Raw genomic sequence first — 26,205 nt, 5'->3', positions numbered from 1 at the left:
GCCGCTCGACTCTACAGAAAGCAGTAACCCGCCTTCGGCGGGTTACTTGCTGCCGCCGGCCATGGTGCCGGCGGCGTCGATCTCGGCCTGGGCCCGGGCGGCATACAACGTGCCCGGCGGCGGCTGACGGCTGAAGAACGTGTGCACGCCGTCCAGCACCGCACCGGCGATCTTGCGCTGGTAGGCCGGGTCGATCAGGCGGCGCTCTTCATCCGGATTGGAGATGAACGCGGTTTCCACCAGCATCGCCGGCATGTCCGAAGTACGCAGGACCGCGAAGTTGGCGCGCTCGATGTTCGGCTTGTGGTTGTTGCCGATCCGCTTCAGGCCGCCCAGCACATGGCCGGCCGCGTCCTCGGACGCCTTCATGTAGCCGCTCTGGGCCAGATCCAGCAGCACGTTGGCGAGCGTGCCTTCGGTCTGCTGCAGGCGCACGCCACCGACCAGGTCGGCCGCGTTTTCCTTGTCCGCCAGCCAGCGGGCGCGCTGCGAAGAAGCGCCCTTGGTCGACAGCACGTACACCGATGAGCCCGTGGCCGAACGGTTTTCCGCCGCATCGGCATGGATCGAAATGAAGATGTCGGCCTTGTTCGCACGCGCCTTCTGCGCGCGCATCGGCAGCGGAATGAACACGTCGCTGTCGCGGGTCAGGTAGGCCTTCAGGCCCGGCGTCGCGTTGACCTGGCGGGCCAGCTCACGCGCTACGGCCAGGGTCACATCCTTCTCGCGCTTGCCGGTCGGGCCGATCGCACCGGGGTCCTGGCCGCCGTGGCCCGGATCGATGGCCACCACCAGGTGGCGCATGCCAGCCTGCATGCGGATGCGCGAGGCATCGCTGGGCATGGCCGGACGCGGTGGCACCACCGTGGTTGGAACCGGTGCAGGCGCTGTGGCCGGCGGCGTGGTCACCACGGCGGCGGTACGCTGGCCGGCAAGGATGGCAGCCGGCGATGCGGACGGCGTACTGCTGGCAGCCGTGCCCGCTGCCGCGACCTGGGCCGGTGCAGTGGACGGGGCCGGGGTCGGTGTGGCCGGTGTGGCAGCGGCGGCGCTGGCTTGCTGCTGTACCTGCGCGGTCAACAGCGCGGTGGCGCGCGCGGCGTCGTTGCGCGACTGCGCGCTCTCGGCCGGCGTCGGTGCGGGCGTGTTGACCGGTGCCTGCGGCTGCACCGCCGGCGTCGCTGGCGGGCGGCTGGCGGCCACGGCCGGGCCATCACCCGGCCATTCGATCACCAGCTTGGATTCATTGCCCTCGCGCTGCATCTGCGGGCGGAACGGCGCCACGGATTCAGCGAGGTCGAAAACGACACGGAAGGTACCCGGCACCGGCTGTCCAGTGCGCACGGCCGTGACCACGCCCTGTGCAGCCGGCATCTTCAGGTTGCGTATGGCGCTGGAGTCCGGGAAATCGACCACCAGGCGGTTCGGTCCGGCCAGCGACAAGGTCTTGTAACCTCCACTGCCGACCAGCGAGATCTCGGCACGGGTGCCGGTGGCGCCGGTATTCAGCAGGACCTGACGGACTTCACCGGCCCACGCACTGAAGCTCGCCAGACTCAGTCCGACGGCGGCACAGATGGCAATGAGACGGTTCCCCGGGCGCATGGCTCAGGATTCAATCACCGCGCTGAACGGAATGCAACACCTTTTTCCTTAATAATCCGTAACCTGCCGGTGTTTGTTCTCGTCAGCCGACAGAAATGGCCTGCAAGTCGCCCCCTTGGGGGAGCCGTTCCAGCCATTCATGTCCGACGTCGCTGGCTCCAGTGAGACGGACGCGACGCCCCTGCCCCTCGATCTCCAGCGCCACCACCAGGTCGGTCGGCGGCAGCGCGCCAGCGCCGCGTTCCGGCCATTCCACCAGCCACAACACCGCGCTGCCCTCGTCCAGTCCGAGAAAATCGAGCTCGCCGGCCTGGCCGATCCGGTACAGATCCAGATGCCAGGCCTCGCCACCGCTGGCCAGCGGATAGCGCTCGACCAGGGTGTAGGTCGGGCTGCGGATCGCCCCCTGCACGCCCAGTGCGCGCAGCAGTGCACGGGCGGCGGTGGATTTGCCGGCGCCCAGGTCGCCGCGCAGTTCGACCAGCGCCTGCGGCGGTCGGGTGGCGGCCAGCCACTGCCCGAGCAGTTCAGTGGCATCGCTGTCGGCAAGGAAGAAATCGATCATCGGGAAAGTTCCGGGTTGGCCAGTCGCCGCAGCGGCGACAGCAGATCAGTTGGAAGCAGGCCGCGCGCGCCGTCGGCGGCAGCGACGTCGCCGGCAAGCGCATGCAGCAGCGCACCAGCGGCGGCGGCATCGAAGGCGGCCAGGCCTTGCCCACGCAGGCTGGCGATGATGCCTGTCAGCAGGTCTCCCATGCCACCCACGGCCATGCCGGGATTGCCAGCCGCAATCAGTCGTGGCCGTTGCCCCGGCGCTGCGACGATGCTGCCGGCGCCCTTCAGCACCACCACGGCGTGGAAGCGCTCGGCCAGTGCCTGCGCGCAGGTGAAGCGATCGGCCTGGATGTCAGACGTGCTGCAACCCAGCAGGCGCGCGGCCTCGCCCGGGTGTGGCGTAAGGATGGCGTCGGGCAGCGCGCGCGGATCCTGCGCCAGCAGGTTCAGTGCATCGGCATCGACCACCAGTGGCCTGGCGCTGGCCAGCACCCGCGCAAACAGTGCGCGCGCCCATTCGTCCTGGCCCAGACCGGGGCCGATCGCCACCACCCTGGCCTTGTCCAGCAGTGCCGGCAGCGCGTCACCATCTTCCAGTGCATGGGTCATGGCCTCGGGCAGCCGAGCCAGCAACGGGCCAACGTGGTCGCGGCGGGTGCCCAGGCTCAGCAATCCAGCACCCGCGCGCAAGGCGGCTTCGGCCGCCATCGCGATGGCGCCGCCGCTGCCATGGTTGCCGCCGACGCACAGCACGTGCCCGGATTCGCCCTTGTGGGTATTGGTGCGGCGCGGCGGCAGCAGGGCTGGCAGGCGCACCTGCGTCCAGAGCTGCGCAGCGGGTGACACGCCCTGCCATGCGGCCGCGGGTAGCTGCAGCGGCGCCAGCGCCTTCCGCCCGCAATGGTCCAGCGCATCGCCGGTATACAGCCCGCGATGCGGCACGATGAACTGCACGGTCAGCGCCGCTCTCACCGCCTCGCCCGGTACGGCGCCGCGGTCGGCATCCACGCCACTGGGGACGTCCAGCGCCAATACCGGTGCGGCCTGCGCGTTGAGCGCAGCAATCAGCGTCTGCGCCACGCCCTCCGGCACGCGATCGAAGCCCAGACCGAACAGAGCATCAACCCAGATATCGGCCTCGGGCAGCATGCCGTCGAAATCGGTGGTGGTGCCGCCGTCGGACGTGAATTCCGATGCTGCACGCTGTGCCAGCACGGTTGACGGCGACTTCCCCGGCAAGGCGATCACCGTCACCTCACGTCCGGCCTGCAGCGCATGGCGGGCCAGCACATGGCCGTCGCCGCCGTTGTTGCCCGCACCAACCACCACGCCAATCCGCTGCGCCTGCGGCCAATGCTGCAGCAGGCACTGCCAGGCGGCCTGGCCGGCCTGTGCCATCAGGCCCCAACCGCCCTCGGCGGCCAGCGCCGAGGCCTGCGCATCAAGCGCACGCGCGGCAGCGGAATCGAACAGATCGGCAAGGTTGGCCATGCGGGGATTTTATACTGGTGCACATGTCCCCCGTCCCCGCCCCTGTCGATCCGGCCCAGGCCGTGCAGCGCATCCGCGAACTCGCCCGTGCGCATGGCTTCCAGCGCTGTGGCATCGCCGGCATCGAGCTGGGCGAGGATGAAGCGCACCTGGCCGACTGGCTGGGCCAGGGCCTGTACGGCACGATGGACTGGATGGCGCGCCACGGCACCCTGCGCGCGCGCCCGGCCGAACTGCTGCCCGGCACCGTGCGGGTGATCTCGGTGGGCATGGACTACAGCCACAAGGACGACACCGAAGCCTGGGCAACCCTGGCCGACCCGGGCCGCGCCTACGTGGCCCGTTACGCTTTGGGTCGCGACTACCACAAGCTGATGCGCAACCGCCTGCAGAAGCTGGCCACGCAGATCAACGATGAAGTGGCACCGCTGGGCTACCGCGTATTCGTCGATTCCGCCCCCGTGCTGGAACGCGCACTGGCGCGCAATGCCGGCCTGGGCTGGATCGGCAAGCACACCTGCCTGATCGACCGCCATGGCGGCTCCTGGTTCTTCATCGGCGAGATCTACATCGATATCCCGCTGCCGATCGATGCAGCGGCCACAGCACACTGCGGTACCTGCACGCGCTGCATCGATGTCTGCCCGACCCAGGCCATCACCGGCCCGCAGCGGCTGGACGCGCGGCGCTGTATCTCCTACCTGACCATCGAGCACGACGGCGCCATTCCCGAAGAGATGCGGCCGTTGATCGGCAACCGCATCTACGGCTGTGATGACTGCCAGCTGGTCTGCCCCTGGAACAAGTTCGCCAAGCGTACCGACGAAGCCGATTTCCGCGCGCGCAACAACCTCGATACCGCGCGGCTGGACCAGCTGTTCGCCTGGGATGAAGCCGAGTTCCTGCGCCGCACCGAAGGCAGCCCGATCCGGCGCAGTGGCCACGAGCGCTGGCTGCGCAACATCGCCGTGGCGCTGGGTAATGCACCGCCCTCGGCCGACGCGCTTGCCGCCCTGCACACCCGCGTCGACGATCCCTCGCCGCTGGTGCGTGAACACGTGCAGTGGGCGCTGGGCCAGCACACGGTGCGCTGACGTGCGATCCTGAGCCCCCGTTCCGCCCGCAGCACGCCGTTCCCATGCAGCCACGCAACGACGACATCCTCACCCCCAGCCAGCTCAACACCCTGGCCCGCGACCTGCTGGAAGGCAGCTTCCCGGCGGTCTGGGTCGAGGCCGAACTGGGCAGCGTGGCGCGCCCTGCCTCCGGGCACCTGTATTTCACCCTGAAGGACGCACGTGCGCAGCTGCGCGCGGCAATGTTCCGGATGAAGGCGCAGTACCTGAAGTTCGTGCCGCGCGAAGGCATGCGCGTGCTGGTGCGCGGCAAGGTGACCCTGTACGACGCCCGTGGCGAGTACCAGATGGTCCTGGACCACATGGAAGAAGCCGGCGAAGGCGCGCTGCGCCGCGCCTTCGAGGAGCTGAAGGCACGGCTGGAGGCCGAGGGCCTGTTCGACCCGGCGCGCAAACGGCCGCTGCCGGCGCACGTGCAGCGCCTGGCAGTGATCACCTCGCCCACCGGTGCCGCCGTACGCGACGTGCTGAGCGTGCTCGGCCGCCGCTTCCCGCTGCTGGAAGTGGACCTGCTGCCGACCCTGGTCCAGGGCAGCAGCGCCGCCGCGCAGATCACCCGCCTGCTGCAGGCCGCCGACGCCAGTGGCCGCTACGACGTGATCCTGCTGACCCGCGGTGGCGGCTCGCTGGAAGACCTGTGGGCCTTCAACGATGAAGCGCTGGCCCGAGCGATCGCCGCCAGCCGCACCCCGGTGGTGTCGGCGGTGGGACACGAAACCGACTTCAGCCTCAGCGATTTTGCCGCCGACCTGCGCGCACCGACGCCGTCGGTGGCGGCCGAACTGCTGGTACCCGACCAGCGCGAACTGGCCCTGCGCCTGCGCCGGACTGCAGCGCGCATGGTGCAGTTGCAACGGCATGCGATGCAGCAGGCGATGCAGCGCGCCGATCGTGCCCTGCTGCGCCTGAACGCACAGAGCCCGCAGGCGCGGCTGGACCTGCTGCGCCGCCGCCAGCTCGATCTGGGCCGGCGCCTGCATGCCGCGTTCAACCAGCAACAGGAACGCCGTGCCGCGCGCCTGCGCCATGCGGCGGCAGTGCTGCGCGGGCATCATCCGCAGCGCCAGCTCGACGCGATGCAGCGCCGCCTGGCAGCCCTGCGCGGGCGCCCGCAGATTGCGATGCAGCGTCTGCTGGAACGCGATGCACTGCGCCTGCGCGGGCTGGCGCGTTCGCTGGAAGCGGTCAGCCCGCTGGCGACTGTGGCACGTGGCTACAGCATCCTGACCCGCAGCGACGACGGTGCCCTGGTGCGGCACGTCGACCAGGTGCAGCCGGGTGACGCCCTGCAGGCCCGTGTTGGCGACGGCGTGATCGACGTGCAGGTCAAGTAAAGGGTTGTTCGGCAGGGCTGCGCCCTGCACCTGCAGAGGCTTCAAGCCAAGGCAACGTCAACGTCAACGTCAACGTCAAAAGCGAGTATTCCGTGGGATGGCGGGGCGGTGTCGGAGTGCGGGGACGCTGCAAGTACGTCCCTGTAAGCTTGGCAGCCGCATCCATGCGGCTGACACCCCGCACTCCGACACCGCCCCGCCTCTGACAGATTCCGGAGGCTGTTGGTAGTTGTCGACCTTGGTCGACACGGTAGATCCACGCATGCGTGGATGAATCTCCATCGGAATCGAATATTTCGATATCGGAACGATTTGAGCCGAGCATGGCTCGGCTCTACAGAAGAGCGAACAGATTGCGAGAATCTGTCGAAGGCGGGGTGGGTCCGGTTGCGGGGGCGTGAGCCGCATGGGCCCGAGGCATGCCTCGGGCGGGTTGGGCACGACGCCCAACCCCGGTCTTGCCGTGTGCGCAGGACTGCGCACACGAGCAAGCGGCGACCGAGCTTACATGGGTGAGGGCGCTCTGCTTGCGAAGCACTGCTTCGCAAGCGCCCGAACGCCCAGCCGCCAGCGGCTGGGCCGGGCCCCGGAGGGGGACTTGCAGCGGCCCCCGCAACCGGACCCACCCCGCCATCCCACGGAATGCACGCTGTTGCTGTTGCTTCGGCAGGTGCAGGGCGCAGCCCTGCCGAACAACCCTCTACTTTGCCTGCTCGCAGAACTTCTGCCGGTACTCGAGCGCCTTCGGCATCAACGCCTGCAGGTTCTGGATGCGGGTACCCGGGTTGGGATGGGTCGAGGAGAATTCCGGCGGCGCCTGGCCACCGCTGGCCTGGCCCATGCGCTGCCACAGCGGCACCGCCTCGCGTGGATCGAAGCACGCCGCTGCGGCCAGCATCAGCCCCACTTCATCGGCCTGCGTCTCGTGGCTGCGCGCATACGGCAGCAGATACCCATAACCCATCGCCGACATCATCATCTGTTGCTGCTGTGCATCCATGCCGCTGGCGGCGCCGGCCACCTGCCCGATCTGGGTCAGCTTCTGCTGGGCCATCCGCTGTGCACCGTGGCGCAGCAGCGCATGGGCAATCTCATGGCCCATCACCACCGCCATCGCATCGCGGGTGCGCGCCACCGGCACCAGCCCGGTGTAGACCGCCATCTTGCCGCCCGGGAGGCAGAACGCGTTGGCCTGCTCGGACGGGATCACATTCACTTCCCACTGGAAATCCCGCGCGAAATGCGCCGGCTGCACGCCGTGCTCCTGGGCCAGCGCGGTCTCCACCACATCGACCTTGGCAATCAGCCGCTGGGCGATGTCGCGCACATCGCGCGCGATCGGCGCATTGGGATCCATCGGCCGTTCCTGCGACAGGATCTGCTGGTAGGCCTGCAGCCCCAAAGCGGTCTCCTGCCGCGCATCCAGGCTGCTGTCGATCATCACCTTCTCGCCGGTATACGGATCCACCGTGCGGTTGGAAAACCAGTAGAAGACCGCATAGCCGGCGGCCAGCAACAGCACCCACCAGCGGATGTTGCCGAACAGGCCGCGCCGTTGCGGGCCTTGCGGCGAGCGGGAGAAGGGATCATTGCGCATCGGGTCGGCTTCCAGCAGGCCCCGCCGGCCGGCGGGCACGGCGCAATCTTAGTGCGCCCATGCCAGCAACGGGTGAAGCCGGCCGCCGATCAGATGCCGCGTACCAGGCGGAAGCCGATGCGCGCGTTGGTGGTATCCGAGTCCTGGGATTGCCGCCAGGCGGCACGGGTCTGCTCCGGCGCATTGGCCCAGTTGCCGCCCCGGATCACCCGTGCGCGGCAGCCCGGGTTGAACCAGGCGGCGCCATCGGAGGGCGCGCGCCGGTAGCTGGCATGCCAGCAATCGGCCACCCATTCGCTGAGATTGCCGCCCATGTCGTGCAGGCCGAAGGCATTGGCCTGGAAACTCCCTACCGGTGCCGGCCCCCACCAGCCATCGCCATAGCCGATGAAGGCGTTGTGCCAATGCCGCCCGGACGGCGACACGTCCTTGCTGCCGGTGAAATTGCCGCTGCCCGGCGGCGGCGTGCCGGCATCGCCCCAGGGGTAGCGACCACTGCTGCCACCGCGCAGCGCGTACTCGAACTCTGCTTCACTGGGCAACCGGTAGCTGCGCCCGGTCTGCTCGGACAACCACGCCGCATAGTTTTCGGCATCGCGGATGCTGACGTGCATCACCGGCGAATTGGCCATCGCGCGGCCACCGTCGTAATCCGAGCGCCAGTCCACGCCGCTGCGCCGGATGAAGTTGCCGCTGCGTTCGTCATAGACCACCGAATGGCCGCGCCGCGTCGCCCGTGGGCGCGCATTGGTCGCCTTCACGTAGCGCTGGAAATCGCTGACCGTGACCTCGGTGATCGCCATCGCAAAGCCTCGATCAAAGCGCACATAGTGCGATGGTCGCTCGGCATCGCTCGAGCCCGGCTCGGCATCGCCGGCGCCCATCTGGAAACCGCCATGCGGCACCACCACCATCTGCGGCCCGCGTCCGCCATCGCGCATGGCGTCGCTGAACACCTGTCCAGGGCGGAAGCTGCCGTAGTGGGTGGCCAGGTCGATACGCTCACGCAGCTGGGCCACCACCGCGTCTCCCGGCAGGGCGATGCGCAGGGCCTCGGCCAGTTTCTCGCGCGCCGGCTTCAGGCCCTGCGGCGTGGACAGGTCGCGCAGGCCGTCATCGCGCAGCTGCAGCAATGCCGCCGCACGGATCTGCTCGATGCGCTCGAACGCGTCGGCGATGGTGGGCGACGAGTCGCGCACCTTGCTCGCTTCGGCCAGCCAGGTGCCGGCGCTGGCGAAATCACGCGTGCGTGCCGCGCCTTCGGCGCGGCGGATCAGTCCACTTTCGGCCGCGGCCAGTCCCTGCCGTGCGCGGCTGTTGTCCTCATCCAGTGCCAGTGCCTCACGGAAGTTGCCGATGGCCCCGTCCCCGTCTTCACCGATCCGGTCCGAGCGCAGGTCCTCTTCGCCGGCGCGGTTATAGGCCACCACACGCTGGGCAAGCTCCACCCGTCCCTGCAGCGCACGCACCTTTTCGTCCTTTGGCGCCAGCGTCAGCAACACCAGCGCCTGGCGGCTGGCCTCGGCCAGCGCCTCGCGCTGCTTCAGCGGCCGCACCAGCAACGCATCCGCCTGCTGCTGCAGGCGCTGGCGGGCGCGCTGCAGGCCTTGGCGAGCCTGGCGGTCATCCGGATCCTCTTCCTGTACCGCCAGCCACAGCGGGATGGCGGCATCGGCATCCTCATAGAGCCGTCCTTCGGCGAACGCCTGCTCGGCGGCGCGGCGCAACTGGGCCAGGCTGCGGCCCTGGCGGTCCACCAGCGGCGGCGTCCACTGCTGTACATCCTCGGCGGCATCCTCACCGGCGATGGTCACGCTGCCCTGCCCGGCCTGCGGGCGCTCGTCGCTGTCTGCGTCCGCGGACGGGCGCGCCTGTTCCCCGGCACTCCGGTCCGTTGCCGTGGGGGGCGACGGCGTGCAGCCGGCCAGGGCCAAGGCCAGGACGGTGCACAGCACGGGCGACAACGAAAAACGCAAGCAGAGCCTCCTTCGGCACGGACGCGCACCGACGTTAGGCTATTCTCCCCTGCCTGAGCAAACCCGAGTAGTAGGCCCTGACCCGTGGCAACCTGGATCACCACCCCCGCCGAGCTGGATGCGTACTTCCAGCAGCGCCCGACCCGCATCGGCCTGGACACCGAATTCATCCGTGAACGCACCTTCTGGCCGCAGCTGGCCCTGGTGCAGATGGCGATCGGGCAGGACATCCTGCTGATCGACCCGCTGATTCCCGGCATGACCGAGGCGCTGGCGCCGTGGCTGGGCGATGAATCCATCACCAAGGTGATGCACAGCGCCAGCGAAGACCTGGTCGCCTTCAAGTGGGCGTGCGGCGTGCTGCCGCGACCACTGTTCGACACCCAGATCGGTGCTGCGCTGGCCGGCATCGGCGGCGGCATGGGCTACCAGAAGCTGGTGGCGGAAATCACCGGCGTCGCCCTGGCCAAGGGCGAAACCCGTTCGGACTGGATGCGCCGCCCGCTTTCGGAGTCGCAGCTGCAGTATGCCGCCGACGACGTCGAGCACCTGTTCGCGCTGCATGACGCCATTGATGCCAAGCTGCAGGCACTCGGCCGCCAGCAGTGGCTGCACGACGATGGCGAGCGCCTGCTGGCCAGCGTCGCCAATGACGAAGACCGCTGGCCGCATCTGGCGATGCGCTCGGCGCAGTTCCTCGACGCGGCCGCACAGCACCGCCTGCTGCGCCTGCTGCGCTGGCGTGATGTACAGGCACGCAACAGCGACCGCCCGCGAAGCTGGATCCTGGACAACGAACTGGCCGCCACCCTGGCGCGCACGCCACCGGCCGACGAGGCTGCGCTGGGCAAGCTGTTCGAGCAGTTCCCGAAGGCACCGCGCAAGCTTGCCGGCGCGGTCTGGCAGGCGCTGTCCACACCGCTGGCCGATGAGGCCGGGGCACCGCTGGCGCTACCCGCCAACGACAGCAACAAGCAGGCGGTGAAGAAGCTTCAAGACGCGGTGGCCGAGCGCAGCCGCGAGCTGGGCCTGCCGGATGGCGTGCTGGCCTCCCGCAAGCATCTGGAAAGCTATCTGGAACGCCGCCAATGGCCGGCAGCACTGGCCGGCTGGCGCCAGCAGGAACTGGAATCGCGGTTGCAGGCGCTGCTGCCGACACGTTGATGGCACAAGGCGCCGGACCACGCCGGCGCCGTGCACCTCAGGCCTGCTGGGGCCGTGCTAGGGTTTGCCGGTACTGACAAGGAGACGTCGATGCAGACCCTCAAGATCGCGACCGCCTGCGCACTGCTGCTAACCCCGTTGGTCCTGGCATGCGCTGGGCAGGCCGCACCGCTTTCCTATGCACAGGAAAAGGAGAACACAGCCAAGCTGGTGGACATCATTGACGGTGCCACCCGCGATGGTCTGGTTGCCGTGCTGGTGCCGGCCCCGTATGTCGTGCACAACGGCGGGCCAGGCGTCGGCTCTCCGGTCCCCGGCTTTCATCTGGGCAACCGCTCGACCGACCTGCCCGGGTTCTCGACGCGGGTGTCCTTCCAGCACAAGGACATTCCCTCCCAGGGCTATGTGCAGCTGTTCAACACCAACGAACTGGAAACCGGCCCGCAGCGGACGGTGTTGATGGACGTGTTCGAGGTGCATCTGATTCCGCCGGGCACCTATCTGCTGAACGGTGCGGAGAACTACCGCCTGAACACCCGCGTGGCCAAGCTGAAGCCGCTGGGGACCATGGACGAAGTATCGAAGGACATCGGCGCCACCCGCCTTGCCGACGTCGACTACCGTTTCTATTCCTGGAAGAAGGTCTGGGTACCACCGGGCGTCCTGACCGATCAGCACTCCCAGCAGGTCTGCATCTCGGTGCACGTGGCTTCCGGCAACTGCGTGGCATGGGGCACCCAGAACTATGAAACCTCGCGCCCGACCGAAGGCTACTGGGATGACAGGATCGTCCCTGAAGACATCCCTGCCGTACGCATCCAGGCGGTCATCGCCAAGGCCCACGCGCCACTGGCGTTCACTGCCCACGAAGGGCAGATCCTGCTCAGCCCCTTCATTGTTGCCGCCGACGGCGATATCGATTTCAACGCGAACGACTGCGCACCGGTCGACAAGCTGACGGGCTGCGCCCTGCGCCGCTTCAGGGTGCACTACCAACCCGCGCCGTTGGACGCTGCACGCAAGCACATCGCAATCACCTCGCGCGGCCTCAACGGCAAGCAGCGCAAGGTACTGGAGCGGATGGAGGCGATGCAGCTGCAGGTGCTGGGCCCCAGTGCGCCGTCCGATGCAGCGCTGGGCAAGGGCGTCAGCGCCACGCCTTGAGCACGGATGATGCCTGGCCAGCAACAAAAACGGCGCTCGATGAGCGCCGTTTCCGTTACACGACGGGGTGGGCTTACCAGTTCATGTTCAGCGAGACACCGACGGTACGCGGCTCGTTGTAGACCGCGGCCATGTAGTTCTCGATCACACCCTTGAGGTTCTTCTCGTTGGTGATGTTGCGCGCGAACAGCGCCACTTCGTAGGCACCGTAGTTGCCCGAGTAGCCGATCTTCAGGCCACCCTCGAAGTCACCCTTGGAGTTGAACTCCTTGCTGTCGTACAGCACGAAGCTGGTGTAGCCCTGCTTGTTCCAGTCGGTGGAGACGAACATGGTGCCGGCATCGCTGACCGGGAAGTCATAGCGGGCGGCCAGGTTGACGTTGTACTTCGGCGCGTTCGGCAGCGGGTTGCCGTCGATCTGGGCGAAGGTGTTGGCACCGACCTTGATGGTCGGGTCATTCACCGTGCACACCACCTGGCCGTTGAGGCCGCAGACCTGCGCATACACGCGCTTGTCCTTGATCTCGCTGTGCAGCAGGCTCAGGCCGGCGCTCAGGGTCAGGTTCGGGATCGGGCGCAGTTCCATGTCCGCTTCGAAACCGTAGGCCTTGGCCTTGTCGGCGTTGAACAGCACGCCATTGCCGTCCGAATCGTTGCCGTTGAGCTGGATGTCGTTGACGGTGTAGGTGAACGCGGTGGCGTTCAGGCGCAGGCGGTTGTCCCACAGGCTGCTCTTCACGCCCGCTTCCCAGGACAGGATGGTCTCGGAATCGGCGGTGGTGAAATCGGCATTGAACACCGCCGAACGGCCCTGGATGGTCGGGCCGCGGAAGCCACGCGCAACCTTGGCGTAGACGCTCACGTCCGGCGTGATCTGATACATCGCGCTCAGATCCCAGCTCGGCGTGGTGTCGGACATCTTGACGTCGGTGCGGCCCTTGTAGGTGACCACGCCAGCGGCAGTGTCAGCCGTCTTCAGCAGGCGGGTGTGCTTCTCGTCCTTGGTCTGGCGCAGGCCGGCAGTGACGGTGAACTTGTCGGTGAAGGCGTAGCTGATCTGGCCGAACCCGGCCCACGAGGTGTTCTTGTTGCGCAGGCGCACCCAGTTGTTCGGGTTGCGGGCGGCGCCCTGCAGGAACCACGCGCGCTGGTAGAAGTCGGTGGTGTCGCTGCCGTTGAAGTAGAACGCACCGGCCTGCCACTGCAGGGCGCTGTCGTCATGGCTGGCCAGGCGGAATTCCTGGGTCCACTGGTCCAGATCACGGATGCGGCCCATCGACTGGCCGTAGCCGTTCGGCACGCCGTTGACCGGGAAGTTCACCGCGGCGCCGCCGTCGGTGTCGCCACGGCTGTAGCCGGAGGTGGTTTCGTAGGCGGTGATCGAAGTGAAGTCGATCGCGCCGAAGTCATAACGCGCCTTCACCGAACCGCCATAGGTCTTGTACGCCTGCGGGTTGTTGCCGGCTTCGTCGTAGGCGACCTTGTCGCGCGGCACGTCGGTCTTGTTCGAGCCCTTGGTCAGCGCACCGCGCAGGAACAGGGTTGAGGTGCCTTCGTAATCACGGGCGTGGGCCGAGGCCAGGATCGAGAACTGGTCGCTCGGGGTCAGCAGCAGCTGGGCGCGCACGTTGCGGTCATCGAAGCCGCCCATGGCGTTCTTCTTCGGGCTGACCGTGCCGTCGGCGCTCGGGCCCTTGTAGGTGTTGTCGACGTAATCGTCGCGGTGCTGGTACAGGGCCGACACACGGAACGAGGCGATGTCGTTGATCGGGCCACCGAAGCCGCCGTCGATCGACACGCTGTTGTAGGACGCGTAGCTGGCGCTGACGCGGCCGGTGTAGTCCTGGGTCGGCTTCAGGGTGTCGAACTTGATGATGCCGGCGGTGGTGTTGCGGCCGAACAGCGAGCCCTGCGGGCCGCGCAGCACTTCCACCTGGTCCACGTCATAGACCGGGTTGGACTTCAGCACCACGTGTTCCAGCACTACGTCGTCCTGGATGATCGACACCGGCTGCGAGGCACCCAGGTAGAAGTCGATGTTGCCCAGGCCACGGATGTAGAAGCGCGGGAAGATGCGACCGGTGGTGGTTTCCGCATACAGGCTCGGCACGCGGCCGGACAGCGCCAGCAGGGTGTCGTCGCCGCCGGCGGTGAAGTCGCGCATGCGCTCGCCCTGCACCACGCCCACCGAGACCGGCACTTCCTGCAGGTTCTGCTCACGGTGTTCGGCGGTCACGGTAATCGTGTCCAGGCCGGTCGGGGTCGGCGCGCTGTCCTGTGCGGCGGCGCCGAAGCTGCCGACCAGGGCCAGGCCGGCACAGGCCAGGGCCAGCGGATGGCGGCGGAAGGAAACGAAGGAAGACGACATACCCGACAGGCGGCGGGAATCGGAATGGGAGGGCATGAAATGCTCTGAGGAGGCGTCCGTGCGGCCTGCGCGAGCCGGGCGGCAAAAAGGAGGATAACTGCGCAAGCCGCCATTATCCCCCAAATTGTTACGATTTCGTTGCGCAGCACCCAAACCCGGCGAAACAAGCGGTTTCGGCACAGTCACCCGCTGATGTGCCTCGCGTCTCGACATGGAATTCCTTTGATCGGCTTGGCAAGCGGCAGGCGCTTGGCTAGACTGAAGCCCTGCCGTGGGGCCATAGCTCAGCTGGGAGAGCGCGTCGTTCGCAATGACGAGGTCAGGAGTTCGATCCTCCTTGGCTCCACCACTATTCAGAAGAACCCGTAGATCTCCGTGATCTGCGGGTTTTTTCTTTTCAGCGCCCGCGGCTCAGGCCGGCTCCTCGCCGCCGTCCTTGCGCTGCGGGCTGCGCGAGTGCGTATCGCGCACCTGTTGATCGCGCTGCCCCGGCCGCTGCTTGGCCACGTCGTCCTGCTTCCTGTCCTGGCGGCTTTCCTGGATGCCCTGCTTCGGGTCCTGATCCTTGCCTCGCTCGTTCATTGAAATCTCCCTCGCCGGCGGAACGCCAACGTTGCCCATCACGCTAGAGGTTGCCGGGTAAGCCACAGGTCAGTCCTGTGCCAACGTCATGTGCAGGCACTGGCTTGCCGCTGCGGCCCCCGTGCAGCCAGAATCCGAGGCACCACGCCCACCTGTATGCCATGCCCTCTTCTGTCCAGCACGCAGCACACGCCGTGCCGATGCGCCTCGATGCGACCGACGGCAGCATCCAGCTCGGCAATCTGCCGACACTGATCGGCCCCACCCTGTCACGGGATGAGGCGCGTATCGCGTTCGCCACGCTGGTGCGAGGGGAGCACGACGTCGGCACCGGCTATCACTGGCTCAGCCTGCACCGGCTCAGCCTGGGTGGTGCGCCCGCTGGCATCAGCCTGTGCTTCCACGGGCAACAGCTCGACATGGTGACGATGGGCGTCGATCTACCCGGTGCAACACTGGAAGACGGCTGGCCAACCCAGGCAGCGATCGATGCCGAAGTCGCGTTCATGCGCCGCACCTTGGCCACGGCATTGGGGCGAAAACTGGCCGGCGGCTGCGCCCGGTTCAACTGGGGCGAAGCCTGGGCCCGTTTCGATCCGAAAGGCTTCATGGCCAGCAGCGGCATTCGCTACTCACCACGCACGTGACCGCGCTCAGGTACGGGTGATCGACACCCCACCCTCCACGCGCATCGCGGTGCCCGTAACGAAACTGCTCTCATCGCTGGCCAGGAACAGCGCCGCATTGGCGATCTCCTCCGGCTCGGCGAGGCGCTTGAGTGCGTGCAGCGAGCGCACGAAGTCGCGGGCATCGCCGGTCGGTGCGGCCTGCCGGCCCATCTCCGTATCGGTGCCACCGGGCAGCAGTACGTTGCTGCGCACGCCGCGCGCACCGTATTCGGCAGCGATCACCTGGCTCAGGCCGATCAGCCCGGCCTTGCTTGACGCATAGGCCGCCATGCCCGGGAATCCCACGGTGTGGCCGACGAAGGTACCGACGAACACCAGCGAGCCGCCGCCGCGCGCCAGCAGTGCCGGCAGCTGCGCGCGTGCCGCATGGAAGGCGGCGTCGAGATTGGTGGCCATCACCTCGCGCCAGGCATCCACCGGAAACTCCGCCGCCGGCACGCCCGGGCCGAGCATGCCGGCATTGTTGAGCGCGATGTCCAGGCCGCCGAATGACTGCTGGGCCAGATCGACCAGCGCCTGCGCCGTGCCCGGGTTGGCCACGTCGGCGGCATGCACCACGGCTTCGCCACCGGCAGCGCGAATCTGCTCGGCCAGCGCCTGCAGCGGCTCCGGCCGCCGTGCGTTGAGCACCAGCTTTGCTCCTTCGGCGGCGAAGCGCAGCGCGCTGGCGCGGCCGATACCGGCGCTGGCACCGGTGATGAGAGCGATCTTGTTGTTCAGGCGCATGGTCGTGGTACCGGTTGTGAAGTGGCCGCCACGATGCCGTGCCTTCGGCCCGCCAACACTCCGTTTCCGGGCCTCACAGGTGAGTGCAGGAAACGGAGTTTCCGCAGCACCGGCACGTGCCAGAATCCGGCCATGGACAGTACCGCCACCACCGCCCTCGATGACCGCATCGAACGGGTCTGCCGCCACCTGCAGACCAGCCTCGACGAACCCTCGCTGCAGGAACTGGCCGATATCGCTGGCTGCAGCCCGACGCGCCTGCATCGCCTGTTCAAGCAGTCCACCGGGCTGACCCCCAAGCAGTACGCCGCCGCGCTGCGCGCCGACCGCCTGCGCACCGGGCTGGAACAACAGGAACGCATCACCGACGCCTTCCACGATGCTGGCTTCGGTTCCAGTGGACGCTTCTACGAGAACGCACCGAAGTTGCTGGGCATGACGCCCAAGCAATGGCGCGCAGGGGGGCGCGGCGAAGTCATCCACTTCGCGCTTGCCGAAAGCTCACTGGGCAGCGTGCTGGTGGCCAGCAGCGGGACCGGCGTGGTCGCGATCCTGCTCGGCGACGATCCGGAGACACTGCTGCAGTCGTTGCAGCAACGCTTCCGCCAAGCCGAACTAGTCGGCGCCGACCAGGGCTACGAGCAACTGGTGGCACAGGTCGTAGGCATGGTCGAGGATCCTTCGCGGGGCGCCACGCTGCCGCTGGACATCCGTGGCACCGCGTTCCAGCAACGGGTGTGGCAGGCACTGCAGCAGATTCCGCGCGGGCAGACTGCCTCGTATGCGGATATCGCCGCGCGTATCGGCGCGCCGCGCTCAAGCCGTGCCGTCGCACGCGCATGCGCAAGCAATCCGTTGGCGGTGGCCGTGCCCTGCCACCGCGTGGTGCGCCGCGATGGCGACCTGTCCGGCTATGCCTGGGGCGTAGCGCGCAAGCGCGAACTGCTGCGCCGGGAAAAGGCCTCGACTGCCTGAAGTGGGTGCCGATCTTGGTCGGAACACCCAGCTTCCCGTAGGTGTCGACCTTGGTCGGCACACTCAGCCTCCCGTAGCTGCCGACCTTGGTCGGCACACCCAGCTTCCCGTAGGTGCCGACCTTGGTCGGCACACCGCCAAGGCCTCAATCCAGCTTCACCACCAGCTTGCCGAAGTTGCGCCCCTGCAACAGCCCGAAGAACGCCTCCGGCGCATTCTCCAACCCTTCCACCACATCCTCGCGGTACTGGAGGCGGCCGTCGCGCAGCCACTGCGGCATCTCGCGTTCGAACTCCGGCCACAGGTGGTTGAAGTCGTGCACGATGAAACCACGCACGGTCAGGCGCTGGCGCAGGATCTGGCTGAACAGCGCGGGCAACCGGTCCGGGCCGGGCTGCTCGACGCCCCGCTCGTTGTAGGTGGCGATGGTGCCGCACACCGGAATGCGGGCGAAGTCGTTGAGCAGCGGCAGCACTGCATCCAGCACGTGTCCGCCCACGTTCTCAAAATACACGTCGATACCCCTGGGCACCGCCGCACGCAGCTGCGCGGCGAAATCAGCGGCGCGATGATCCAGCGCCACGTCCACGCCCAGCGTCTGCAGATAGGCACGCTTGGCTTCGCCGCCGGCGATGGCGACCACGCGCGCGCCCTGCAGCTTGGCCAGCTGGGCCACGGTCGCGCCCACCGGCCCGGTCGCGGCAGCCACCACCAGCGTCTCGCCCGGCTTCAAACGGGCGATTTCATGCAGGCTGGAATAGGCGGTGAAGCCGGGCATGCCATACACGCCCAGCGCGGTACTCAGCGGCAGTCCGGCCGGGTCCAGGCGGCGCCCCAGTGCCCTGGCCGGCAGCACCGCGTGGGTCTGCCAGCCACCCGGCGCCAGCACCAGCTCACCTGCGGCTACGCCCTCGGCGTTGGACTGCAGCACCTCGGCCACGGTCTGCCCTTCCATCACCGCGCCCACCGCCACCGGCGCGGCATACGAGGGGCCCTCGTCCATGCGTCCACGCATGTACGGGTCCAGCGACAGGTAGCGGTTGCGCAGCAGCACCTCGCCATCGGCCAATGACGGCAACGCAACCTGTTCCAGGCGGAAGTTGGCTGCACTTGGCGCCCCCTGCGGACGCGACGCAAGCACGATGCGGGAGGTGGTCGAGGGATCGGACATGGCCAGGTCTCTGCTGTTGCCAGCATCAGGAAAGGAGTGCCGACACTACGCCGCAGCCATCCCCGATGGCGGCCACGAAAACAGCGTTCCATCGCCCGGACCGGCGCAGGTCCGGCGCAGCCCTCGCCCTTGCAGCTTTGGCGATCGCCGCGATCTGCTGATTTCCACCGCAGACGATGATCGACTGGCCACGCCCCGCCCCAGGACGGAGGATCAAGCACTTGCGAGCGCGCAGACGGCAATGTGAAGAAATCTTGGCAAAACGCTTGCCGAAGGCAGCCGACCTCCGTAATATACGCGTCCTTGGCAGCGACCTCGCTGCAACGAAACATGTGGCCGAGTAGCTCAGTTGGTAGAGCAGGGGATTGAAAATCCCCGTGTCGGCGGTTCGATTCCGTCTTCGGCCACCACTTTCGAAGGCCTGCAGAAATGCGGGTCTTTTTTTTCCGGAAACCGGGTTTGATCACGGTTGCCACACAATTTGGCCGAGTAGCTCAGTTGGTAGAGCAGGGGATTGAAAATCCCCGTGTCGGCGGTTCGATTCCGTCTTCGGCCACCATCTTCAGAGACCTGCAGAAATGCAGGTCTTTTTTTTTGCGCGACCGTGCCTGCCGTCTCTGTAGTACCGTCCTTGGTTCACTGCATGGAGCACTGATGACATGGATGACACCCCTTCCCTGTCCCAACTACGGCAATCGCTGCGTCGCCTGCAATGGCTGGTTGCCGGGCTGTCCGTATTGTTGCTTGGCTTGGCCGCAGTCACGGCCTGGCTGCTTTCGCAGCGCGATGCCCCATTACACGTCGATCATTTGAGCACGCGGCAGCTGCAGGTACTCGACGAGCACGGCGTGGTACGGGTGGAGATTGGCCAGGACAGCGTAGAAGAAGGGCGACGAAGCCGCGCTGCCGGCATCCTGATTTTCGACGCTTCCGGCGCCGAGCGAGGCGGCCTGAGCACATTCGAGGACAACAGCGTCGCTCTTGCTCTGGACGCCCCGAAGGGACAGGGCGAGGACCGGTGGCGGGACCGGGCCGGACTCCGTGTGGACGCCGACGGCTCCGCGCAACTGCTGCTGACCGACAATCTGACCCGCGGCGCAGTACGCCTGCATTCCAAGGGAACTGGCGGCGGAGGGCTGGACACCTTCAAATGGGATATGGGCAGCGGCACGTTGCATACGCGGACACTTACCTTTGACGGCGACGAGCGCAGTCAACGCCCGTTCGAGCAGTAGCCGCAACTGACGACGGCAATGGTGCCGGCGCATGGAACCTTTACACGCGCCCGTGGCCGCTCGCCTAAGCTCAGGACTCCTGCCTGGAGCCTGCCGATGCCTCTGCGCCCCACCCTGCTTGCCTGCCTGCTGCTGGCCGCCTCCCCGGTGATCGCCGCCGAACCGGTGCGCGCAGTCGACACGCTGGACATCGACCGCTACGCAGGCCAGTGGCACGAGATCGCGCATCTTCCGGTGTCGTTCCAGAAGCAGTGCGTTGGCGAAATCACCGCCAACTACGGGCTGCGCCGCGATGGCCGCATCAGTGTCACCAATGCCTGCCGCAACGGCGACGGAGAACGCGTGGTTGCTGAAGGCGTTGCACGCCCGGTTGCCGGCCATCCCGGCCAGTTGCAGGTGCGCTTCGTGCCGGACTGGCTGAGCTGGGTGCCACTGGTCTGGGCGGACTACTGGGTCCTGGCACTGGACCCGGACTATCAGTGGGCGTTGGTCGGTGAGCCGGACCGTAAGTACCTGTGGATCCTCTCGCGCCTGCCGGAAATGGATCGCGCCCGGTTCGAACAGTTGAAAGAGAAAGCCGAGACGATGGGCTACGACCTCGGCCCACTGCGCCTGATGGCTCCGATTCGCGATACGCCCGCCGACTGAACCGCGCCGCATCCGGCGCACCACGCGCGCGCCATCCGGCGCCGCGCACGCCCGGCCGCCATCTTCACGCGCTACCCTCTGCGACGGGTCGCCACAGGCGATCCAAACGACCATACGCCGTAGTATGCTTATCCAACGCACCCCTCCAGAGGACCTGCGCCCATGCTCCACCGCTTCCGTATCGCCTTGATCGTCCTGTGCACCCTCGCCCTTGTTGCCTGCAACAACGGCATCGTCAAGCGTGTTTCGGAACCGGCGGCCAGCCTGCAGCAGCTGACCGTGCGCGCCGACGGCAACTGGACCGTGGCCCTGCGCCTGCAGAACTACAGCTCCATGCCCATGACCTTCGATGACGTCGCGCTGGCGCTGACCGTCGGCGACAGCGACGCCGGCACCCTGCAGGCCAAGCCGGGCATTTCCATCGGCGGCACCTCGGCCGACGTCATCCAGGTCAACCTGGTGCCCAGCTCGGCCGCACGCCTGGTAGTGGCCGATGCGCTGGCCAGCAACCGCACCCTGGCCTATGGCCTGAAGGGAACGGTGGCAGCCACGCCGCAGGAAAAGAAGCAGCGCAGCTTCGACATCAGCAGCCGCAGCACCCTCAACCAGGCCCCGGGCCTGCCGGGCGTGCTGCGCTGACTCCCGCTTTCCGCCGCGGCGCCCGGCGCCGCTCCCCCTGTCCCTGATCAAATCGAGACGTACCGATGAGCAGCTACACCGCCCCGCTTTCCGACCTCCGTTTCGCCCTGCACGATGTGCTCAAGGTCGAACCCCTGTTCGCCCGCCTGGGCTTCACCGACGCCACCGCCGACGTGGTCGATGCCGTGCTGGAAGAAGCCGGCCGCTTCAGCGCCACCGTGCTGGCCCCGCTCAACAGCGTCGGCGACGAGATCGGCTGCGTACTCGACCAGGCCTCCGGTGAAGTGACCACCCCGCCCGGCTTCAAGCAGGCCTACGACCAGTTCGTCGATGGCGGCTGGACCGGCCTGACCGCGTCGCCGGAGCTGGGCGGCCAGGGCCTGCCGCACACCCTGGGCGTGCCGCTCAACGAAATGATCAATGCCGCCAACCTGGCGTGGGGCAACTTCCCGCTGCTCTCGCACGGCGCCATCGAAGCGCTGAAGCAGCACGGCGAAGCCTGGCAGCACGAGGCCTTCCTGAAGCCGCTGATCGAGGGCCGCTGGACCGGCACCATGTGCCTGACCGAACCGCACTGCGGCACCGACCTGGGCCTGCTCAAGACCAAGGCCGAGCCGAATGCCGATGGCAGCTACTCGATCACCGGCACCAAGATCTTCATCACTGCCGGCGAGCACGACCTGACCGGCAACATCGTGCACTTGGTGCTGGCCAAGCTGCCCGACGCCCCTCCGGGTGCCAAGGGCATCTCGCTGTTCGTCACCCCGAAGTTCAAGGTCGACCGCGAAGGCAACGTCGGCGAGCGCAACGCACTGCGCTGCGGCTCGATCGAGCACAAGATGGGCATCAAGGGGTCGGTCACCTGCGTGATGAACTTCGATGGTGCGCAGGGCTACCTGGTCGGCCAGCCGCACAAGGGCCTGCAGGCCATGTTCACCATGATGAACACCGCGCGCTTGGGCGTCGGCCTGCAGGGCATCGGCCTGTCCGAGCGCGCCTACCAGAACGCACTGAAGTACAGCCGTGAGCGCCTGCAGTCGCGCGCCCTGAGCGGCGCCAAGTTCCCGGACAAGCCGGCCGACCCGATCCTGGTCCATCCGGATGTGCGCCGCATGCTGCTGACGGTGAAGTCACTGGTCGAGGGCAGCCGCCTGCTGGCCCTGCACGCCGCCACCCTGATCGACGTCGCCCACCACGCCGACGATGCCGCCGAGCGTGAGCGCGCCGACACCCTGGTGAGCTTCCTGACCCCGATCTCCAAGGCCTGCCAGACCGAATGGGGCATCGAGAACACCTACAATGCCCTGCAGTGCTTCGGTGGCCACGGCTACATCCGCGAACACGGCATGGAGCAGCTGGCCCGCGATGCGCGCATCACCACGCTGTATGAAGGCACCACCGGCATCCAGGCGCTGGACCTGATCGGCCGCAAGACCGCGTCCAGCCAGGGCGCTGGCCTGAAGCTGATGCTGGCCGAGATCGAAGCCTTCGCCAAGGCCAACGAAGGCAACGAAGCGCTGGCCGAGTTCATCGGCCCGCTGCGGGCCAAGGCCGCCGAATGGGGCAAGCTGACCCTGGACGTGCTGCAGCGCGCGGCCGCCAACCCGGACGAACTCGGCGCAGCCAGCTACGACTACCTGTTCTATTCGGGTTACGTGGTGCTGGCTTACTGGTGGGCCCGCAGCGTGGCCGCCGCCGATGCCAGCGCGCACGGCGCCGCTTTCGCTCAGGGCAAGCGCGAGACCGCACGGTTCTACTTCGCCCGCGTGCTGCCGCGCACCCTCGCCCACGCCGCCGCGATCCAGGCCGGCGCCGCCCCGCTGATGGCGATGGACGACGAGCGCTTCGGCGCCTGAGCCGGGCTGCGCCCGGCACCCGCGGTAGTGCCGGCCGCTGGCCGGCCACCGCAACAGCAACATCAACGGCAAGAGCTGGCTTCCTGCGGGGTGGCGAGGTGGGTCCAATTGCGGGGGACGCTGCAAGTACGTCCATGTAAGCTCGGTCGCCGCATCCATGCGGCTCACGCCCCCGCAACCGGACCCACCCCGCCCTCGACAGATTTCTGCTGCTGGTAGGTGTCGCCCTTGGTCGACACGGTAGATCCACGCCATGCGTGGATGAGGGGTCAGAGCCCTTTCCTGCGGAAAGGGATCCGACCCCAGCTTGACAGCCCGCCCCACAATCCACCTGGAGAAAAGCCCCCTTTTGTTAAAGGGGGCGCGCCGACAGGCGCGCGGATTAGGAAGAATGCGCGGGCAACCCAGCGCGCCAACGGCGGGCTGGGTTGCTAAAGGGGGCGCGCCGACAGGTGCGGGGGGATAGGAGGAATGCGTGGACCTGAATGTTGACGATTTGCGTATCGCCGACAGGCGATACACAAATCGTCAACATTCAGGTATAAGCTGTTCTCCCGATGGAGACAGACACTACACGCTTGGGTCTGATCGAAGCCGGAGCTCCGTTTTCTGCTCCGGGCGCCGAAGCATCGCCCAACGCCACGACGCTGCATCGCCCCGGTTCGGTCCGGCTGCTCTCGCTTGATGCCCACGGACGCGTACTGGACTGGATCACCTGGCAGGATGCGGCGTGCCTCTACGCCCGCGAAGCCGTCGCCTGGACACTCGGCGATCCCTGCCTGCACATCCACGGCGGCACCAACCGCTTCAGCGGCCTGCAGAGCGGCATGGACCTGCACCCGATCATCGCCGCCCGCGGCCACGCCCGCTCCCGCGCGATCGACCCCACGCCAAACCTGACCAACCCGGCCCTGTTCGCCCGCGACGCGCACCTGTGCATGTACTGCGGCCAGCAGTTCAACCGCCCCACGCTCACCCGCGACCACGTCATGCCGCTGTCCAAGGGTGGCCTGGACTGCTGGGAAAACGTGGTCACCGCCTGCTTCCACTGCAACTCGCGCAAGAGCGACCGCACCCCGCAGCAGGCCGGAATGCCGTTGCTGGCGGTGCCTTACCGGCCCAGCTGGATCGAGCACCTGATCCTGTCCAACCGCAACATCCTGGCCGACCAGATGGCCTTCCTGAAGGCGCAATTGCCCAAGCGGTCAAAACTGAGCACCTGAATCGCTGAAAATGCAACCCTCACCGTCCTGTCACGGGCGGCGGCGTTCGCTTGCCCCACCCCCGTTTGAGGGCGAAAATGGGCGTTCAGAACAAGTGCGAACATGATGATCGACTCTGCCCGCTATCCCCGCCTCGCGCGCATCCAGACACCGGATGACCTGCGCACGTTCGACGAATCCGAATTGAGGGCGGTCGCCGACGAACTGCGCGCCTACCTCATCGAGTCGGTGGGCAAGAGCGGCGGGCACTTCGCCGCCGGCCTGGGCGTGATCGAACTCACCGTGGCCCTGCACTACCTGTACCAGACTCCGCAGGACCAGCTGGTCTGGGACGTCGGTCACCAGACCTACCCGCACAAGATCCTGACCGGTCGCCGCGACGAGATCCACACCGTCAAGCAGAAGGACGGCGTCGCGCCGTTCCCGAAGCGCGAAGAGAGCGAGTACGACACCTTCGGCGTCGGCCACTCCTCGACCTCGATCTCGGCGGCACTCGGCATGGCCATTGCCCGCCAGTCCGAAGGCGACGACCGCAAGATCGTGGCGGTGATCGGTGACGGTGCGATGACCGCCGGCATGGCCTTCGAAGCGCTGATGCACGCCGGCGGCATGGATCCGGAACCGAACCTGCTGGTGATCCTCAACGACAACAACATGTCGATCTCCGAGGCGGTCGGCGGCCTGACCAAGATGCTCGGCCGTGCCACCGGCAGCCGCACGCTCAATGCGCTGCGCGAAGGCGGCAAGAAGATCCTCGGCGACAAGAAGAACAACCCGGCGCGCTTCGTGAAGCGCTGGGAAGAACACTGGAAGGGCATGTTCGTGCCGTCCACGATGTTCGAGGAAATGGGCTTCCACTACACCGGTCCGATCGACGGCCACGACATGCCGGCCCTGCTGTCCACGCTGAAGACGTTGCGCGCCTCCAAGGGCCCGAAGCTGCTGCACGTGATGACCACCAAGGGCAAGGGCTACGAGCCGGCCGAAGGCGACCAGATCGGTTACCACGCCGTCGGCCCGTTCGATCCGGACAAGGGACTGGTGGCCAAGGCCGGTGCCAAGAAGCCGACCTACACCGATGTGTTCAGCGACTGGCTGTGCGATGCCGCCGCTGCCGAGCCACGCCTGTACGGCATCACCCCGGCGATGCGCGAAGGCTCCGGCCTGGTGCGTTTCAGCAAGGAATACCCGCAACGCTATTTCGACGTGGCAATTGCCGAGCAGCACGCGGTCACCCTCGCCGCCGGCATGGCCACCCAGGGCGGCAAGCCGGTGGTGGCGATCTATTCCACCTTCCTGCAGCGCGCGTACGACCAGCTGGTGCATGACGTGGCCATCCAGGACCTGGACGTGCTGTTCGCGATCGACCGCGCCGGCGTGGTCGGTCCGGACGGCGCCACCCATGCCGGCAACCTCGACCTGAGCTTCCTGCGCTGCGTGCCGAACCTGGTGGTGATGGCTCCGTCCAATGAAGCCGAGTGCCGGCAGATGCTCAGCACTGGCCTGCAGCACCCGGGCCCGGCCGCCGTGCGCTATCCGCGCGGCACCGGCACCGGCGTCGCCGCCGGTACCGACCTGTCGACCCTGCCGATCGGCAAGGGCGAGCTTCGCCTGCAGGGCAGCCGCGTCGCGCTGCTCGCCTTCGGCAGCACCGTGGCCGCCGCTGAGCAGGTCGGCCGCGAACTGGGGCTGAGCGTGGTCAACATGCGCTTCATCAAGCCGCTGGACCGCGAGCTGGTGCTGGCCGTGGCCGCCCAGCACGAGGGCCTGGTCACGATCGAAGACAACGTGGTGGCCGGCGGCGCCGGCTCCGGCGTCGGCGAACTGCTCAACGCCGAAGGCGTACTGCGCCCGATCCTGCACCTGGGCCTGCCAGACAGTTACCAGCACCACGCAAGCCGTGAGGACCTGCTGGCCGAAGCCGGTATCGATGCGGCGGGCATCCGCGCGGCGGTACTCAAGCGCTGGCCGCAGCTGGCTGCCGGGACCCCGCCGCTCAGCGCGGCAGGCTGAGGCCGGTCACCACCAGTAGATCCACGCATGGCGTGGATCTACTGCGGAACAGGGGTCG

Annotated in this window: 21 protein-coding genes and 3 tRNA genes; 15 read left to right on the top strand and 9 right to left on the bottom strand. The window is 67.4% G+C overall.

Annotated features, from left to right (window positions below; translation table 11 throughout):
• Positions 1 to 42: 42 nt before the first annotated feature.
• The 3 genes from ACX9OT_RS05970 to ACX9OT_RS05960 form a co-directional block, all read right to left on the bottom strand.
• Positions 43 to 1,605: an N-acetylmuramoyl-L-alanine amidase gene (locus tag ACX9OT_RS05970; RefSeq protein WP_459001385.1), complete on the bottom strand. Its 1,563-nt coding sequence runs from the start codon at positions 1,603 to 1,605 to the stop codon at positions 43 to 45.
• Between the two features lie 82 nt (positions 1,606 to 1,687).
• Positions 1,688 to 2,170: a tRNA (adenosine(37)-N6)-threonylcarbamoyltransferase complex ATPase subunit type 1 TsaE gene (gene tsaE / locus ACX9OT_RS05965; RefSeq protein ID WP_107431257.1), complete on the bottom strand. Its 483-nt coding sequence runs from the start codon at positions 2,168 to 2,170 to the stop codon at positions 1,688 to 1,690.
• Positions 2,167 to 3,651: an NAD(P)H-hydrate dehydratase gene (locus tag ACX9OT_RS05960; protein WP_459001383.1), complete on the bottom strand. Its 1,485-nt coding sequence runs from the start codon at positions 3,649 to 3,651 to the stop codon at positions 2,167 to 2,169. Before ACX9OT_RS05960 ends, tsaE begins: the two co-directional genes overlap by 4 nt.
• Positions 3,652 to 3,674: 23 nt before the next feature.
• Between ACX9OT_RS05960 and queG the strand changes: the two genes are divergently transcribed.
• A complete protein-coding gene (queG, locus tag ACX9OT_RS05955) occupies positions 3,675 to 4,745 on the top strand; it encodes a tRNA epoxyqueuosine(34) reductase QueG (protein WP_459001381.1) in 1,071 nt (356 codons plus the stop codon).
• A gap of 44 nt (positions 4,746 to 4,789) precedes the next feature.
• Positions 4,790 to 6,121 (top strand): exodeoxyribonuclease VII large subunit, encoded by a 1,332-nt coding sequence (gene xseA / locus ACX9OT_RS05950; protein ID WP_459001379.1) that lies wholly within the window; start codon positions 4,790 to 4,792, stop codon positions 6,119 to 6,121.
• A 700-nt stretch (positions 6,122 to 6,821) separates the two neighbouring features.
• Here xseA and ACX9OT_RS05945 read toward each other — a convergent pair.
• Positions 6,822 to 7,718 (bottom strand): M48 family metallopeptidase, encoded by an 897-nt coding sequence (locus ACX9OT_RS05945; RefSeq protein ID WP_032130290.1) that lies wholly within the window; start codon positions 7,716 to 7,718, stop codon positions 6,822 to 6,824.
• Between the two features lie 89 nt (positions 7,719 to 7,807).
• Entirely contained in the window at positions 7,808 to 9,694 is a 1,887-nt protein-coding gene (locus tag ACX9OT_RS05940) for a formylglycine-generating enzyme family protein (protein ID WP_459001376.1), read from the bottom strand.
• 84 nt (positions 9,695 to 9,778) lie between these two features.
• On the opposite strand from ACX9OT_RS05940, the gene rnd reads away from it, so the two are divergent.
• Both rnd and ACX9OT_RS05930 read left to right on the top strand, forming a co-directional pair.
• Complete coding sequence (rnd, locus tag ACX9OT_RS05935; protein ID WP_071229692.1) at positions 9,779 to 10,858, top strand: ribonuclease D; 1,080 nt, start codon at positions 9,779 to 9,781, stop codon at positions 10,856 to 10,858.
• A gap of 90 nt (positions 10,859 to 10,948) precedes the next feature.
• Positions 10,949 to 12,022 carry a hypothetical protein gene (locus ACX9OT_RS05930; protein WP_032130293.1) on the top strand — a complete coding sequence of 358 codons (1,074 nt, stop codon included), beginning with the start codon at positions 10,949 to 10,951 and terminating at the stop codon, positions 12,020 to 12,022.
• A 73-nt stretch (positions 12,023 to 12,095) separates the two neighbouring features.
• Here the strand turns inward: ACX9OT_RS05930 and ACX9OT_RS05925 are convergent, their stop codons facing one another.
• Positions 12,096 to 14,426: a TonB-dependent receptor gene (locus tag ACX9OT_RS05925; protein ID WP_180844524.1), complete on the bottom strand. Its 2,331-nt coding sequence runs from the start codon at positions 14,424 to 14,426 to the stop codon at positions 12,096 to 12,098.
• A 237-nt stretch (positions 14,427 to 14,663) separates the two neighbouring features.
• Here ACX9OT_RS05925 and ACX9OT_RS05920 point away from each other — a divergent pair.
• Positions 14,664 to 14,739, top strand: a tRNA-Ala gene (locus ACX9OT_RS05920).
• 62 nt (positions 14,740 to 14,801) lie between these two features.
• Here ACX9OT_RS05920 and ACX9OT_RS05915 read toward each other — a convergent pair.
• Entirely contained in the window at positions 14,802 to 14,972 is a 171-nt protein-coding gene (locus ACX9OT_RS05915; RefSeq protein ID WP_165929940.1) for a hypothetical protein, read from the bottom strand.
• A gap of 161 nt (positions 14,973 to 15,133) precedes the next feature.
• Between ACX9OT_RS05915 and ACX9OT_RS05910 the strand changes: the two genes are divergently transcribed.
• Positions 15,134 to 15,619: a hypothetical protein gene (locus tag ACX9OT_RS05910; RefSeq protein ID WP_107431700.1), complete on the top strand. Its 486-nt coding sequence runs from the start codon at positions 15,134 to 15,136 to the stop codon at positions 15,617 to 15,619.
• Between the two features lie 6 nt (positions 15,620 to 15,625).
• Here the strand turns inward: ACX9OT_RS05910 and ACX9OT_RS05905 are convergent, their stop codons facing one another.
• Positions 15,626 to 16,387 carry an SDR family oxidoreductase gene (locus tag ACX9OT_RS05905; RefSeq protein WP_032130300.1) on the bottom strand — a complete coding sequence of 254 codons (762 nt, stop codon included), beginning with the start codon at positions 16,385 to 16,387 and terminating at the stop codon, positions 15,626 to 15,628.
• A 132-nt stretch (positions 16,388 to 16,519) separates the two neighbouring features.
• Between ACX9OT_RS05905 and ACX9OT_RS05900 the strand changes: the two genes are divergently transcribed.
• Complete coding sequence (locus ACX9OT_RS05900; protein ID WP_459001372.1) at positions 16,520 to 17,362, top strand: bifunctional transcriptional activator/DNA repair enzyme AdaA; 843 nt, start codon at positions 16,520 to 16,522, stop codon at positions 17,360 to 17,362.
• Positions 17,363 to 17,507: 145 nt separating this feature from the next.
• Here the strand turns inward: ACX9OT_RS05900 and ACX9OT_RS05895 are convergent, their stop codons facing one another.
• Entirely contained in the window at positions 17,508 to 18,533 is a 1,026-nt protein-coding gene (locus ACX9OT_RS05895; RefSeq protein ID WP_049401706.1) for an NADP-dependent oxidoreductase, read from the bottom strand.
• A gap of 334 nt (positions 18,534 to 18,867) precedes the next feature.
• On the opposite strand from ACX9OT_RS05895, the gene ACX9OT_RS05890 reads away from it, so the two are divergent.
• From ACX9OT_RS05890 to dxs, 8 genes are all read left to right on the top strand, one after another.
• Positions 18,868 to 18,943, top strand: a tRNA-Phe gene (locus ACX9OT_RS05890).
• Between the two features lie 73 nt (positions 18,944 to 19,016).
• Positions 19,017 to 19,092 (top strand) — tRNA-Phe (locus ACX9OT_RS05885).
• 100 nt (positions 19,093 to 19,192) lie between these two features.
• Positions 19,193 to 19,768, top strand: a complete 576-nt coding sequence (locus tag ACX9OT_RS05880; protein ID WP_107432594.1) for a hypothetical protein — start codon at positions 19,193 to 19,195, stop codon at positions 19,766 to 19,768.
• A gap of 96 nt (positions 19,769 to 19,864) precedes the next feature.
• Entirely contained in the window at positions 19,865 to 20,416 is a 552-nt protein-coding gene (locus ACX9OT_RS05875) for a lipocalin family protein (RefSeq protein WP_032130303.1), read from the top strand.
• Between the two features lie 162 nt (positions 20,417 to 20,578).
• The gene (locus ACX9OT_RS05870; protein WP_032130304.1) at positions 20,579 to 21,055 is read left to right on the top strand and encodes an LEA/WHy family protein; all 477 of its coding nucleotides are present in this window, start codon (positions 20,579 to 20,581) and stop codon (positions 21,053 to 21,055) included.
• A gap of 65 nt (positions 21,056 to 21,120) precedes the next feature.
• Entirely contained in the window at positions 21,121 to 22,911 is a 1,791-nt protein-coding gene (locus ACX9OT_RS05865) for an acyl-CoA dehydrogenase C-terminal domain-containing protein (protein WP_459001368.1), read from the top strand.
• 557 nt (positions 22,912 to 23,468) lie between these two features.
• Positions 23,469 to 24,134, top strand: coding sequence for an HNH endonuclease (locus tag ACX9OT_RS05860; protein ID WP_019336875.1), 666 nt, complete (start codon positions 23,469 to 23,471; stop codon positions 24,132 to 24,134).
• A 105-nt stretch (positions 24,135 to 24,239) separates the two neighbouring features.
• A complete protein-coding gene (dxs, locus tag ACX9OT_RS05855; RefSeq protein WP_107432597.1) occupies positions 24,240 to 26,147 on the top strand; it encodes a 1-deoxy-D-xylulose-5-phosphate synthase in 1,908 nt (635 codons plus the stop codon).
• Positions 26,148 to 26,205: the final 58 nt, after the last annotated feature.

Source organism: Stenotrophomonas genospecies 3 (genome assembly GCF_054473855.1).
The sequence above is the reverse complement of the archived record's forward strand: the minus strand, read 5'-3'. Positions and strand labels throughout refer to the sequence as shown.